Below are 12,839 nucleotides of genomic sequence, written 5' to 3' on the forward strand. Positions count from 1 at the left end.
TTTGCCAAAGGGCAGGCGCGCCGTTAACTGTTGTACGGTGCAGAGCAAGCGGAGGACCCATGGACGCGGACCGGAATCTGTGGCGCGACAGCGCGCAGGAAACCTTTGACGCCGCTGCGTTCACAGGGGATGCATCCGTGGATCTGTGCATTCTGGGCGGGGGGTTCACCGGCTGTTCCGCCGCATTGCAGGCCGCGCAGGAGGGGGCGTCGGTCCTGCTGCTGGAGGCCGAGACCATCGGCCATGGCGGGTCGGGGCGCAATGTCGGGCTGGTCAATGCCGGGCTTTGGCTGCCACCGCGGGATGTCTGCGCGGCACTGGGGCAGGCGCAGGGGGACAGGCTGAACGCCGCCCTTGCGGCTGCGCCCGCGCAGGTGTTCACGCTGATCGACACCCATGCCATCGCTTGCGAACCAATCCGCGAAGGCACCCTGCATTGCGCGCATTCCACCAATGGTTTCAAAGACTTGCAGGCCAGATTTGAACAACAGTCGGCGCTGGGTGCGCCGGTCACGCTGCTGGATGCCGACGCCGCGCGTCGCCGCACCGGCAGCAACATGGTGCATGGCGCATTGCATGACGCGCGCGCAGGCACGATCCAGCCATTGGCCTATGCACGCGGGCTTGCGCGCGCGGCAGCGCAGCATGGCGCGCGGATCCACGCGCACAGCCCGGTGATATCCTTGGCGCACAACGGTTCAGACTGGATCGTGAACACGTCGCAAGGCATTGTAAAGTCGAAACTAATCCTGATTGCAACCAATGCCTACCACAAACCCGTCAAGGGCGCACAGGTTCCATCCACGACACCTGTGCATTATTTCCAACTGGCCACGGCGCCCCTGGGTCATAACCAGGCGGCGCAGGTTCTGCCGGGCGGCGAGGGGTGCTGGGACACCGGAACCGTGATGACATCCTTCCGCAAGGATCAGGCCGGGCGGTTGATCCTGGGCGCCATGGGCAAGCCTGATGCCCTGGGGCTGCACGCGGCCTGGGCGCGCCGGATGCTGGCGCGGCTGTTTCCGCAGGTGGGCGATGCGCCGTTCGAACATTTCTGGTCTGGCCGGATCTCGATGACGTCCGACCATATTCCCAAGGTGATGCGGATGGGCGGGCCGGGATATGCGATCTTCGGTTATTCGGGGCGCGGTATCGGTCCGGGCACGGTGATCGGCGCGGCGGCTGCAAAGGCGCTGCTGTCTGGTGATGAGACCCATCTGCCGCTTGATCCCGTGGATGGGTATGACGAGGCATTCACCGCCATCAAGGGCCAGTTCTACGAGATGGCAGCACGGATCGCCCATGCCGGCGGGGGGCGCCTGGGCTGAAAAGGGATGTCATGCGCCATGCATACCACCCGATCCATAAGTCGTATAATCAGTATTATGTTAAGTAAGCGCCGGCGAGACATTCATTCCCGCGATCCGGTCCGCCACTGTAAAAATAAAAGTTTTCCTCACTTTTACAGCACCTTGCATGACGCAGCTCACGACTATCAGATGCTGTTTGCCGATCCTGGGACACAGGGCGCGCTTGAGCCTCTCGACATCCCTGCCGCGGCGCGGCTATCAATGACGGCGCAACATTCTTATCCCGAGGCCTCATGACTTCCTTGCTGATCCTGAACGGTCCGAACCTGAACCTTCTGGGGACACGCCAGCCCGAGGTTTACGGCCGCACCACCCTGGCGGATGTCCGCGCGATTTGCGAGGCTGAGGCGCGCGATCACGGCATGACGATTGCCTTTGAACAGTCGAACCACGAAGGCGCGCTGATCGACCTGATCCATGCCGCGCGCGGCACACATGCCGGAATCGTGCTGAACGCAGGCGCTTATACGCATACATCCGTGGCGCTGATGGATGCGATCTCGTCCGCGTCGGTGCCACTGGTCGAGGTACATCTGTCCAACATCCACGCCAGAGAGGCGTTTCGCCACAGGTCATTCATCGCGCCTGTCGCGCTGGGTCAGATCTGCGGCTTTGGCGCGACGGGCTATGCGCTGGCGATACGCGCCCTGGCGGCCCATCTGGCGCATGAACCTGGTGATACCGACGGATGACGCTGAACCTCTATCTTGAGGCGCTCACGAATGCCGGGAGCCTGGAAGAGCTCTGGGATATGCATTGCCGCAAGATGGAAGACTACGGGTTTGACCGGTTGCTTTATGCCTTCACGCGATACCGCATGGGCGCGTCGCTGGGCGATCCCGACGATTTCGTGATCCTGACCAACCATCCCACCAGCTATGTGGAAACCTTCATCGCGGATGGCCATTACATGCATGGCCCGATGGTGCGTTGGGCCCTGGACAATGAAGGCGCCTGCAACTGGCGGGTCGTCTCGGATATGGTGAACAGCGGAAATCTGACCCCCGCCGAAGCGCGCGTGGTCCAGTTCAACCAGTCTCACCAGGTGCTGGCCGGCTATACGATCGGTTTCAAATCGGTCTCGGCGCGGTCAAAGGGCGGCATTGCGCTGACTGCGCGGCCGGATCTGACACAGGATCAGGTCGATGATATCTGGACGCGGCACGGGCAGGATGTGCTGGTGATGAACAACGTTGCCCATCTGAAGATCCTCACCCTGCCCTATACAAGGCCCGGACGCCGCCTGACACGCCGCCAGCGTGAGGCGCTTGGCTGGGTCGGCGATGGCAAGACCACGCAGGATATTGCCGTTCTGATGGGTCTGACACCCGCAACAGTTGAGAAACATCTGCGTCTGGCGCGCGAAGCCCTGAATGTCGAGACAACGGCACAGGCGGTTCTGAAGGCAGCGCTTCAGAACCAGATGTTCGTGATGGATGCCTGAAACAAGCTTTGCACGCTGCGGAAATGGCTTTTTTACAAGAGCTTACAACGTGACGCCCCACTGACGCCACGGGCCTTGAACAGCCCGTGACCTGCCCGTTCAGGTCAACCTCATTTCAAAAGGTAGGGAAAACCTTACTTCCTTAACGTAAGGTTACTTTGCATGTTAAGATTGTTCCGTGAGTGGTGGCTTTTGCCAGGGAACATCGGGACGCAACCCTGCCATTTCAGGGCGCTGCGTCTTGTCCGGTTTTCCGGAAAGTCGGCCTGCTGGTGTATTGTTCCGCTGGCAGGTCGACATTTTGCCAAGCTGCTTGGCGCCCTGCCCCAGCCCACCTGCCCCAGTCGAACGGCCCCGGTCCAACAGCCCCGGTGCCCGTCAACCGGGCCTTCAAAAAGAAAAGACGGCGCCAACCCTGGGGTGGCACCGTCAGTTCTGCAATCAGAGCGGATTTTCACCCGCCCCGTGATGGGTCTGATCAGGCGCGGCCGACCTTGGCCACTTCCGCGGCAAAGTCTTCCTTTTCGACCACGATGCCTTCGCCAACTTCCAGGCGCAGGAAACCGGTGATCTCAACGCCGGCTTCCTTGGCGGCAGCCTCGACGGTCAGGTCGGGGTTCACGACGAAGGCCTGACCCAGCAGGGTCACCTCGGCCATGAATTTCTGCATCCGGCCAACGATCATCTTCTCGATCACCGCTTCGGGCTTGCCCGATTCGCGCGCGATCTCCATCTGGACGTTCTTTTCCTTTTCGACCACGGCAGGATCCAGGTCTGCCTGGCTCAGCGAAGCGGGGTTGGCCGCGGCGATATGCATCGCGACCTGACGTCCGAAGGCGTCGTTGCCGCCCTTCATCGCGACCAGAACGCCGATCTTGCCCATGCCGTCGGCTGCCGCGTTGTGTACATAGGACACGACAGTCTCACCTTCGAGCACGGCCATGCGGCGCAGCGACATGTTCTCGCCGATGGTGGCGATCTTCTCGGTCAGGATCTCTTCGACGGTCTTGCCGTTGATCTTGGCCGCTTTCAGCTCCTCGACCGAGTTCGCGCCCATCGCGGCTTGCGCGAAGCTTGCGACCATGGCCTGGAAATCGGCGTTCTTGCCAACGAAATCGGTTTCCGAGTTCACTTCGATGGCAACGCCGCGCCCGCCCTGGACCTGAACGGCCACCAGGCCTTCGGCCGCGGTGCGGTCGGATTTCTTGGCGGCTTTGGCCAGACCCTTGGTGCGCAGCCAGTCGATTGCCGCCTCCATGTCACCATTGGTTTCGGTCAACGCTTTCTTCGCGTCCATCATGCCCGCGCCCGTACGGTCGCGCAGGTCTTTTACCAGTGCAGCTGTGATCGCCATCGCTCGGCTCTCCTCGGATGAATTGAATGAATCTGCGGGCGGTCATGCCGCCCGCTTGTATCAGTGTCGTGACAGGCTCACGCCTCGCCGGTGGTCTCGGCCAGAAGTTCCTCGACAGGCGTTTCCTCCAGCGCGCCAAGATCGACGCCGGCGGCGCCCATCTGTGCGGTCATGCCGTCCAGGGCGGCGCGGCTGACCAGGTCGCAATAAAGTGCGATGGCGCGGGCTGCGTCGTCATTGCCGGGGATGATGTAATCCACACCATCGGGCGAGCAGTTGGTATCGACCACGGCCACGACCGGGATGCCCAGCTTGTTGGCTTCGGCGATCGCCAGCTGTTCTTTTTTCACGTCGATGACGAACAGAAGATCCGGCACGCCGCCCATTTCACGGATACCGCCAAGGCTGGCCTGCAGCTTGGCCTGCTCACGCTCCATGCCCAGACGCTCTTTCTTGGTCAGGCCCTCGGCGCCACCAGCCATCTGCTCGTCGATCGACTTCAGACGGTTGATCGACTGCGACACGGTCTGCCAGTTGGTCAGCGTGCCGCCCAGCCAGCGGTGGTTCATGTAGAACTGGGCGCATTTCTCGGCGGCTTCAGCCACGGGCGCGGCTGCCTGACGCTTGGTGCCGACAAACAGGATGCGGCCGTTCTTTGCGACGGTGTCGCGGATGACCTTCAGCGCCTGGTCCAGCATCGGGACGGTCTGGGTCAGATCCATGATGTGAATGCCGTTACGCGCGCCGTAGATATACGGACCCATGCGGGGGTTCCAACGCTGCGTCTGGTGGCCAAAGTGTACGCCTGCTTCAAGCAATTGGCGCAAAGTGAACTCGGGAAGAGCCATTATCCTATCCTTCTTTCCGGTTTTCGCCTCGGCGGGGGTGTGAGAGCGGATGCTCCAACCGGCGGACATATGGGGATTTCTCCCCCATAGGCCCACCCCGCCTGCGGGGTTGAGTGGCGCGCGTATAGACGGGTTGCGCCCCATGTGCAAGGGGCAAGGGCAAGGCAGATTGTCCAAGGGCGGGGGGCCAGCCCCCCGTCGCCTGCGGCGATCCCCCCGGGATATTTCGGGCAAGAAGAAAACGGCCCGACTTGAACCGATGCCCGGTTCGGGGCAGACAGGCATCAAGGGAGGCGCCATGGCCGGGGATCATGACATTCTGTGCATCGGATCGGTCCTGTGGGACGTGATCGGTCGCGCGCCAAGCCATATGCGGCAGGGGGCGGATGTGCCCGGCCGCATCACGCGGCTGCCGGGCGGCGTCGCCATGAACATCGCCATGGCACTGGCGCGCTTCGGCCTGCGGCCCGCACTGCTGAGCGCCGTGGGGCGCGATCCCGAGGGCGACGATCTGATCCGCAACTGCATGGCCCTGGGCGTGGGCACGGCGCATCTTTACCGCTCCGAGGATCTGCCCACCGATCGCTACATGGCCATCGAGGGCGCGAATGGCCTGATTGCCGCCATCGCCGATGCCCACAGCCTTGAGGCGGCCGGGGCGCGGATCCTGCGACCGCTGACCGATGGGCCGCTGGGCGACAGCACACATCCCTATGCCGGCTGCATCGCGCTGGACGGCAATCTGACCCTGGCGCTGCTGAACGAGATCGCGACCCATCCCGCCTTTGCCCGGGCCGATTTGCGCGTGGCGCCGGCCAGCCCCGGCAAGGCCGAACGGTTGCTGCCTTTCCTGACCCATGGGCGCGCGGTGCTTTACGTGAACCTTGAGGAGGCGTCGATCCTGTGCCAGCAAAGCTTCGACAGCGCCGCGCAGGCCGCGCAGGGCCTGGTTGCACGGGGCGCGATGCGCGCGCTGGTGACCGACGGGGGCCGCCCGGCCGCCGATGCCGGGCCGCAAGGCGTGATCACCCTGCCCTGTCGCCAGGTGCTTGTGACCCGCGTGACCGGGGCCGGTGACACCTTCATGGCGGCCCATATCGCCGCCGAACTGGCAGGTCAGCCCCCCGCAGCCGCGCTGGCCCACGCCCTTGATGCTGCGGCGACCTATGTGTCCGGAGAAATCCCTTCATGATGCTGTATACCCATTCCCCCGAAGTTGCCGCCGCCCTGGATGCCGGCCGCGCGGTCGTGGCGCTTGAAAGCACGATCATCACCCATGGCATGCCCTGGCCTCGCAATCTGGACACCGCGCGTCAGGTCGAACAGGCCGTGCGCGATGCAGGCGCCGTGCCTGCCACCATCGCCGTGCTGGAAGGCCAGCTGCATATCGGCCTGACCGATGCAGCGCTTGAGCAGCTGGCCCGGTCCAAGGCCGTGGCCAAGCTCAGCCGCGCCGATATGGCCGTCTGCATGGCCGAAGGCCGCACCGGCGCCACCACGGTTGCCGCCACCATGATCGCCGCAGCACTGGCCGGGATCGAGGTCTTTGCCACGGGAGGGATCGGCGGGGTGCACAAGGGCGCCGAGACAAGCTTTGACATCTCGGCGGATTTGCAGGAACTGGCCGCCACCCGCGTCAGCGTGATCGCGGCCGGCGCCAAGGCCATCCTTGACCTTCCCAAGACGCTGGAAGTGCTGGAAACCCTTGGTGTGCCGGTCATCGCCTATGGGCAGGATGCGCTGCCCGCCTTCTGGTCCCGCGATTCCGGTCTGAAGGCGCCGCTCAGGATGGACAGCCCCGACCAGATCGCCAGGGCGCACCGGATGCGCGCGCGTCTTGATCTGCCCGGCGGGCAACTGATCGCGAACCCGATTCCGCTGGACGCCGAGATCCCCCTGGGGGATCTGGCGCCGATCATCGCCCAGGCCACCGCCGATGCAGACGCATTGGGGATCAGCGGCAAGGCCGTCACGCCCTTTCTGTTGCAGCGCATCTTCGACCTGACCGGCGGCGCCTCGCTTGAGGCGAATATCGCGCTGGTGCTGAACAATGCCCGGCTGGGCGCGGCCGTCGCTGTGGCGCTGACTGCCCTGAAAACCGCCCCCACCCACCCGTGAGACAGGCGCAAACGCGCTTGCCCATTGTGGCAGGACCGGCAAGCGCCTAGATAGACAAGGCATATCGCAGCCGGATCCATTCCATGAACACGCCTTTCGATCCCGAACAGCCCCCAGCCCCGCGCCGGACCGGACCACTCTCGGGGCTGCGCTCCAGTTTCCTGACGGGGATTGTCGTGATCGCCCCGGTCGGCCTGACGATCTGGTTCATCTGGTCCCTGATGGGGTTCGTCGACAGCGTGGTGCTGCCGCTGGTGCCGGACCGGTTCAACCCCGGTCAATATATCGGTATCAACCTGCGCGGATTGGGCGTGATCATCTTTTTGATCTTCACCATCGTCGTGGGCTGGATCGCCAAGGGGCTGATCGGCCGGTCGCTGATCCGCTTTGGCGAGTCGCTCGTGCACCGGATGCCGGTGGTGCGGTCGATCTATTCAGGCGTGAAGCAGATCGCCGAGACCGTCTTTGCCCAATCCGAACGCAGCTTCGAAAAGGCCTGCCTTGTCGAATACCCGCGCAAGGGGATCTGGGCCATCGGCTTCATCTCGACCGAAGCCAAGGGCGAGATCGCCGAGCGCCCGGCCACTGCCGGCGCCCTGATGAGCGTGTTTCTTCCCACCACGCCGAACCCGACATCGGGCTTTCTGCTTTATGTGCCGCGCGAGGATGTGATCATCCTGGACATGACCGTTGAGGATGCCGCCAAGCTGGTGATCTCGGCCGGGCTTGTCTATCCCAATCCCAAGGATCCCAGCCGCCCCGCCAAGGCCGCCTGAAACGCAGCGCGGCCCGCGCCCGGTCAGCCCAGCATATGCGCCAGATCCACGGTGCCGCGCTGGTTGATGTCATCCTTGTGTGCCGCAAGAAACCCATCCGCCGCCGCGCGCCCCGCCGCCTTGAGCCGGGCCAGCAGCAGCGGATTGGGCAGGATCTTGGTGGCAACGGAAAGATCGTTCATCAGCGGATCATCCGCCACCATATGCACCAGCACATCTTTCATGCTGCCCGGTGACAGCGCCCGCTGATCCAGCAGCCGCTTGACGAAGGCGATGGCGCGCAATTCGCGCAGAAGCGAGGCGTTGAAGCTGATCTCGTTGATGCGGTTCTGGATCTGCTGGGGGCTGCGTGGCAGCGCGTCGCGCAGGATCGGGTTGATGTTCACGATCAGGATATCCGAGGGCAAATCCGGCGCGAACAGGGGGAAAAGCGCGGGATTCCCGCTATAGCCGCCGTCCCAATAGGCCTCGATCTGCCCGGTCTCGGGATCCTCGATCTCGACCGCCTGGAACAGGGTCGGCAGGCAGGCCGAGGCCAGGATCGCCCCGGTGCTGATCTGGTCCCCGGTGAAGACCCGGATCTTGCCGCTGCGTACATTCGTCGCCCCCACGAACAGACGCGGCCCCTCCAGCGCGCAGACGGTATCGTAATCGAAAGCCTCGACGATAGCGGACAGCGGATTGCTGTAGAACGGTCCCAGCGCATAGGGCGAGGTCAGCCGCGAGACCGTATCGGCCATCCCGTAGGCGACCGAACTTTCCAGCGCCGCACTGACCGCGGCCGTGGCCGGCGACATTTCAGTCAGCCAGCGGCTGATTGGGGTTTCCTGCAATGCGCCCATCCGTGACCAGAGCCAGTCGAGGTTTTCGCGCGCACCGTCCCGCCCGCCCTTGAGCCAGCCCGCCTTGAACGCCGCCCCGTTCAGCGCACCGGCCGAGGTGCCGGAAATGGCGGCAATCTCGATCTCGTCCTCGTCAAGAAAACGATCCAGAACGCCCCAGGTGAAAGCCCCATGCGCGCCCCCGCCCTGCAGGGCCATGTTGATGCGTTTGACAGTCATGCAGCACCTTTCGCGTCACGAGGAACAGATCCCGGGAAGGGGGCCAGCCCCCATCGCCTGCGGCGATTCCCCCGGGATATTTCCGGCAAGAAGAAACCGGTCAGAGCGCGGTCCAGCCGCCATCCACGCTGATCGTCGTTCCCGTGATCTGGGCCGCCGCATCCGAGCACAGGAACACGGTGGTGCCGCCCAACTGTTCGACGGTCGCGAATTCGCGCGAGGGCTGCCGTTCGAGCATGACCTTCTTGATCACCTCCTCACGGCCCATGTCGTATTTCTTCATCGTGTCGGGGATCTGCGCCTCGACCAGCGGCGTCAGCACGTAGCCGGGGCAGATCGCGTTACAGGTAATCCCCTGCCCCGCGGTTTCCAGCGCGGTGGTCTTGGACAGGCCGACAACGCCGTGCTTTGCCGCGATATAGGCCGATTTGTAGGGGCTGGCGGTCAGACCATGGGCCGAGGCGATATTGACGATCCGGCCCCAACCTGCCTTGCGCATCAGCGGCAGCGCCGCCGCGGTGGTGTGAAAGGCCGATGTCAGGTTGATCGCGATGATCGCATCCCATTTCTCGGTCGGGAATTCATCGATCGGGCAGACATGCTGGATGCCTGCGTTGTTCACCAGGATATCGCAGGCGCCCGCCGTCTGGATCAGGGCGCGGCACTGGTCGCCCTTGGACATGTCGGCCTGGATATAGCGGGCGGTAACGCCGAATTCGGTGGCGATCTGGCGCGCCAGGGCATGATCCTCGTCCCGGTCGGTGAAGGAGTTCAGGACGACATCCGCCCCTGCCCTTGCCAGTTCGCGCGCAATGCCCAATCCGATACCGGAGTTCGATCCGGTGATGATGGCGGTTTTTCCCTTCAGCGACATGCGCCTCTCCTTCTGGTCATGGTGTCGTGATCGAACGACTTTGCAGATGCAGCATAGCATGACGCCGCCGCGAATGACGAGGGAGCGCAGAGGGGACGCGAGGCGAAGACTGGGAAAACCTGCAAGGCGCCGGGGCGCGAAGGCAAAGGCCGTGGCCAAAAAAAAACGCCGGCACGAGGCCGGCGTCAAGTTATTGAGGCAGGTTTCATACAGGCAAGAAACCTATCGAGCAGTAAGGACTTTATAAGCAATCCTTTGCAGGCTTCCAAGCTAAAAGTTTGAAAAGACGGGAAACGAGCGCTACGCTGCATGGCAACAATAGATGGCCAGAGCAGGATCGTCATCATCATGAGATGTGTTTCATTCCGCCGCGCAGTCCGGGGCGCTGCCGTCTGCTGCCTTTTATTGCAGGGCTTCATTCAGCCATTGCAGGCCGAGTCCACAGCCCTCCATGGCATAGCTATGTACGGCGCGCCTGCCCTTCCACCCGATTTTGTGTCCCTGCCCTATGCTGACCCGACAGCCCCCAAGGGCGGACGCCTGGTCGAGGGGGCCACGGGCGGATTTGATTCGCTCAATCCCTTCATCCTGAAGGGCACGGCGCCCTGGCAATTGCGCTTCCTGGCCTATGAGACCCTCATGGCGCGAAATTGGGACGAGCCGTTCTCTCTTTACGGTCTGCTGGCCGAATCGGTCCGGGTCGCCGAGGACCGATCCTGGGTCGAATTCACCCTGCGGCCCGAGGCGCGATTCTCGGATGGCAGCCCGGTTACGGTCGAGGATGTCATCTGGTCCTTCGAGACGCTGGGCACGGTCGGACATCCGCGCTACCTGGGTTTTGCCAATCAGACCGACAGCATCACCCAGACCGGACCGCGCAGCCTGCGGATCGCATTCACCACCGCCGACCGGGAACTGGCCCTGATCGCGGGGCTGCGCCCGATCCTGAAGAAGGCGCAATGGGAGGGGCGCGATTTCACCGCCTCCACCATCAACGACATCCCGATCGGATCGGCGCCCTATGTGGTGGACGACTACGAACAGGGACGCTTTGTCACCCTGCGGCGCAATCCCGATTACTGGGGCCGCGATCTGCCCATCCGGCGCGGCACCAACAACCTGGACGAGATCCGCATCGAATATTACGGCGACACCTCGGTCATGTTCGAGGCCTTCAAGGCGGGTGCGGTCACGGTCTGGCGCGAAACCAATGCCGAGGATTGGGAAACCCGCTTCGTTTTCGACGCGGTGCGCCGTGGCGATGTCATCCTGTCGGAGATCGCCCATGAGCGGCCCACCGGCATGACCGGTTTCGTGCTGAATGCCGCCCGCCCGCACCTGTCCGATTGGCGGGTCCGCGAGGCGCTTCTGCTGGCCTTCAACTTTCCCTATATCAACGGCACGGTGACCGGCGGGCGGCAACCGCGCATCACCTCGTACTTCTCGAATTCGGAACTGGGCCTGCGGCCTGGCCCCGCTACGGGCCCTGTGCGCGACCTGCTGGCGCCCTTCGCGGCCAGCCTGCCGCCCGGTGCGCTGGAAGGGATCAGCCTGCCGCAGGGTGACGCCTCGGAACGCAATCGCACCGACCTGCGCCGCGCCGCAGCCCTGCTGGACGAGGCCGGATGGCGGGTGCAGGACGGACGCCTTGTGGACACCAGGGGCGCGCCCTTCGTGCTGGACGTGCTGCTGCGACAGGGTGACCGCGCCAACCTGGCCGTGATCGAGATCTACGCCGGCGCCTTGCAGCGGCTGGGCATCACGGCCCGGATCCGCCCTGTCGACAACGCCCAATATGCCGAGGCCGAGGCCGCGCAAGACTTTGACATGATGCCGTTTCGCCGCGACCTGTCACTGAGCCCCGGCAACGAACAGCGCCTTTACTGGGGGTCCGCAGGGGCAGGCACACCCGGCACCCGCAACGTGATGGGGATGCGCGATCCGGCTGCGGATGCGATGATCGACCAGATGCTGACCACCGACAGCCGCGAGGCCTTCATTGCCGCGACCCGCGCGCTGGACCGTGTGCTGATGGCCGGGCGCTACGTGATTCCGGTCTGGACAACGAATGTTGACCGGATTGCCCATGCGAGACAGTTGAAATTTCCCGAAAACACGCCGATTTATGGCGACCGGATCGGGTGGATGCCCGATGTCTGGTGGTATGAGGAGCGAGCGGAATGAAGAAACTTGCAGTGATTGCCCTGGGTCTGGGCTGCCTGGCGATGCTGGCTGGATGCGCCACGGTCGACGGGATCGGACAGGACATCTCGGGCGGGGCGCGCACGGTGCGGGGCTGGCTCTGATTCCGGATCGGCTTTGGGCAGACCGGGCCCGCTACTGGTCACACAAGTGACGTGACCTACAGGATCGTCGCATCCTCGGGGCTGACCGAGACCACGTTATGCCCCATCGTGCCGTCGTAATAGGCGCTGTCGCCGCGCCGCATTTCGACGGGCTCGTAGAATTCGGTATAGAGCCGGATCACGCCGGTCAGCACATAGAGAAACTCCTCGCCGTCATGGCGCACCCAGCCGTCGAACTCTTCCATCCGGCGGGCGCGGACACGCGCGCGATAGGGCAGCATCTGCTTGCGAGTCAGCCCTTCGGCCAGCAACTCATGCTCATAGGTCGTGGTGGCATGTCGGGCGCCTTCGCCCACGCGGGTGACAACCCGCCGCCCCGTCACCTGCCCCGGCGCGGGCGGCGTGAAAAGCTGCGGCACCGAGATGTCCAGACCCGTCGCCAGCTTCTTGAGGGCCTCGTAGGTCGGCGACATCTGACCGTTCTCGATCTTTGACAGGGTGGATCGCGCCAGCCCTGCCTGCCGGGCCGCCTGTTCCAGCGTCAGGCCCAGATCCTTGCGCAGACCGCGCACGCGCTGGCCCAGATCCAGCGGTGCGGCCACGGCCGCGCCACCATCGGCGCGGGCGATGCGGATCAGGGACCGGGGATCATGCTCGCTCATGCGCGGCGGTATAGGGCGGCGGTGTT

The 12,839-nt window shown here is 63.9% G+C and carries 13 protein-coding genes; 8 read left to right on the forward strand and 5 right to left on the reverse strand.

The window, feature by feature from the left end:
• Positions 1–59 precede the first annotated feature (59 nt).
• From ACFQ3C_RS15765 to ACFQ3C_RS15775, 3 genes are all read left to right on the forward strand, one after another.
• A complete protein-coding gene (locus ACFQ3C_RS15765) occupies positions 60–1,328 on the forward strand; it encodes an NAD(P)/FAD-dependent oxidoreductase (RefSeq protein ID WP_380793757.1) in 1,269 nt (422 codons plus the stop codon).
• A 275-nt stretch (positions 1,329–1,603) separates the two neighbouring features.
• Positions 1,604–2,062 (forward strand): type II 3-dehydroquinate dehydratase, encoded by a 459-nt coding sequence (gene aroQ / locus ACFQ3C_RS15770; protein WP_380793759.1) that lies wholly within the window; start codon positions 1,604–1,606, stop codon positions 2,060–2,062.
• The gene (locus ACFQ3C_RS15775; protein ID WP_380793761.1) at positions 2,059–2,814 is read left to right on the forward strand and encodes a LuxR family transcriptional regulator; all 756 of its coding nucleotides are present in this window, start codon (positions 2,059–2,061) and stop codon (positions 2,812–2,814) included. Before aroQ ends, ACFQ3C_RS15775 begins: the two co-directional genes overlap by 4 nt.
• A 478-nt stretch (positions 2,815–3,292) precedes the next feature.
• Here the strand turns inward: ACFQ3C_RS15775 and tsf are convergent, their stop codons facing one another.
• Entirely contained in the window at positions 3,293–4,168 is an 876-nt protein-coding gene (gene tsf, locus ACFQ3C_RS15780) for a translation elongation factor Ts (protein WP_380793763.1), read from the reverse strand.
• Positions 4,169–4,245: 77 nt separating this feature from the next.
• A complete protein-coding gene (gene rpsB, locus ACFQ3C_RS15785) occupies positions 4,246–5,016 on the reverse strand; it encodes a 30S ribosomal protein S2 (protein WP_380793765.1) in 771 nt (256 codons plus the stop codon).
• Between the two features lie 298 nt (positions 5,017–5,314).
• Here rpsB and ACFQ3C_RS15790 point away from each other — a divergent pair, with 298 nt between their 5' ends.
• The 3 genes from ACFQ3C_RS15790 to ACFQ3C_RS15800 all read left to right on the forward strand — a co-directional run bounded on the left by ACFQ3C_RS15790 (position 5,315) and on the right by ACFQ3C_RS15800 (position 7,910).
• The gene (locus ACFQ3C_RS15790; RefSeq protein ID WP_380793767.1) at positions 5,315–6,208 is read left to right on the forward strand and encodes a PfkB family carbohydrate kinase; all 894 of its coding nucleotides are present in this window, start codon (positions 5,315–5,317) and stop codon (positions 6,206–6,208) included.
• A complete protein-coding gene (locus ACFQ3C_RS15795; protein ID WP_380793769.1) occupies positions 6,205–7,134 on the forward strand; it encodes a pseudouridine-5'-phosphate glycosidase in 930 nt (309 codons plus the stop codon). The genes ACFQ3C_RS15790 and ACFQ3C_RS15795 overlap by 4 nt, the downstream gene beginning before the upstream one ends.
• 83 nt (positions 7,135–7,217) lie before the next feature.
• Positions 7,218–7,910: a DUF502 domain-containing protein gene (locus tag ACFQ3C_RS15800; protein WP_380793771.1), complete on the forward strand. Its 693-nt coding sequence runs from the start codon at positions 7,218–7,220 to the stop codon at positions 7,908–7,910.
• A gap of 23 nt (positions 7,911–7,933) precedes the next feature.
• On the opposite strand, the gene ACFQ3C_RS15805 is transcribed toward ACFQ3C_RS15800, so the two are convergent.
• Both ACFQ3C_RS15805 and ACFQ3C_RS15810 read right to left on the reverse strand, forming a co-directional pair.
• Positions 7,934–8,971, reverse strand: a complete 1,038-nt coding sequence (locus ACFQ3C_RS15805) for a patatin-like phospholipase family protein (protein WP_380793773.1) — start codon at positions 8,969–8,971, stop codon at positions 7,934–7,936.
• A 100-nt stretch (positions 8,972–9,071) separates the two neighbouring features.
• The gene (locus ACFQ3C_RS15810; RefSeq protein WP_380793776.1) at positions 9,072–9,845 is read right to left on the reverse strand and encodes a 3-hydroxybutyrate dehydrogenase; all 774 of its coding nucleotides are present in this window, start codon (positions 9,843–9,845) and stop codon (positions 9,072–9,074) included.
• 348 nt (positions 9,846–10,193) lie between these two features.
• Between ACFQ3C_RS15810 and ACFQ3C_RS15815 the strand changes: the two genes are divergently transcribed.
• Together ACFQ3C_RS15815 and ACFQ3C_RS15820 are read left to right on the forward strand one after the other, a co-directional pair.
• Positions 10,194–12,029 (forward strand): extracellular solute-binding protein, encoded by a 1,836-nt coding sequence (locus ACFQ3C_RS15815; RefSeq protein ID WP_380793778.1) that lies wholly within the window; start codon positions 10,194–10,196, stop codon positions 12,027–12,029.
• A complete protein-coding gene (locus tag ACFQ3C_RS15820) occupies positions 12,026–12,151 on the forward strand; it encodes an entericidin EcnA/B family protein (RefSeq protein ID WP_380793780.1) in 126 nt (41 codons plus the stop codon). Before ACFQ3C_RS15815 ends, ACFQ3C_RS15820 begins: the two co-directional genes overlap by 4 nt.
• Positions 12,152–12,207: 56 nt before the next feature.
• On the opposite strand, the gene ACFQ3C_RS15825 is transcribed toward ACFQ3C_RS15820, so the two are convergent.
• Positions 12,208–12,813: a helix-turn-helix domain-containing protein gene (locus tag ACFQ3C_RS15825; RefSeq protein ID WP_380793782.1), complete on the reverse strand. Its 606-nt coding sequence runs from the start codon at positions 12,811–12,813 to the stop codon at positions 12,208–12,210.
• Positions 12,814–12,839: the final 26 nt, after the last annotated feature.

Source organism: Seohaeicola saemankumensis, assembly GCF_042678485.1.
GTDB classification, from domain to species: Bacteria; Pseudomonadota; Alphaproteobacteria; order Rhodobacterales; family Rhodobacteraceae; genus Seohaeicola; species Seohaeicola saemankumensis.

Excerpts from the sequence above, each read along its gene's own strand:
- ACFQ3C_RS15765 (WP_380793757.1), top strand. The coding sequence starts at position 60 with ATGGACGCGGACCGGAATCTGTGGCGCGACAGCGCGCAGGAAACCTTT.
- aroQ (WP_380793759.1), top strand. The coding sequence starts at position 1,604 with ATGACTTCCTTGCTGATCCTGAACGGTCCGAACCTGAACCTTCTGGGG.
- ACFQ3C_RS15775 (WP_380793761.1), top strand. The coding sequence starts at position 2,059 with ATGACGCTGAACCTCTATCTTGAGGCGCTCACGAATGCCGGGAGCCTG.
- tsf (WP_380793763.1), bottom strand. The coding sequence starts at position 4,168 with ATGGCGATCACAGCTGCACTGGTAAAAGACCTGCGCGACCGTACGGGC.
- rpsB (WP_380793765.1), bottom strand. The coding sequence starts at position 5,016 with ATGGCTCTTCCCGAGTTCACTTTGCGCCAATTGCTTGAAGCAGGCGTA.
- ACFQ3C_RS15790 (WP_380793767.1), top strand. The coding sequence starts at position 5,315 with ATGGCCGGGGATCATGACATTCTGTGCATCGGATCGGTCCTGTGGGAC.
- ACFQ3C_RS15795 (WP_380793769.1), top strand. The coding sequence starts at position 6,205 with ATGATGCTGTATACCCATTCCCCCGAAGTTGCCGCCGCCCTGGATGCC.
- ACFQ3C_RS15800 (WP_380793771.1), top strand. The coding sequence starts at position 7,218 with ATGAACACGCCTTTCGATCCCGAACAGCCCCCAGCCCCGCGCCGGACC.
- ACFQ3C_RS15805 (WP_380793773.1), bottom strand. The coding sequence starts at position 8,971 with ATGACTGTCAAACGCATCAACATGGCCCTGCAGGGCGGGGGCGCGCAT.
- ACFQ3C_RS15810 (WP_380793776.1), bottom strand. The coding sequence starts at position 9,845 with ATGTCGCTGAAGGGAAAAACCGCCATCATCACCGGATCGAACTCCGGT.
- ACFQ3C_RS15815 (WP_380793778.1), top strand. The coding sequence starts at position 10,194 with ATGAGATGTGTTTCATTCCGCCGCGCAGTCCGGGGCGCTGCCGTCTGC.
- ACFQ3C_RS15820 (WP_380793780.1), top strand. The coding sequence starts at position 12,026 with ATGAAGAAACTTGCAGTGATTGCCCTGGGTCTGGGCTGCCTGGCGATG.
- ACFQ3C_RS15825 (WP_380793782.1), bottom strand. The coding sequence starts at position 12,813 with ATGAGCGAGCATGATCCCCGGTCCCTGATCCGCATCGCCCGCGCCGAT.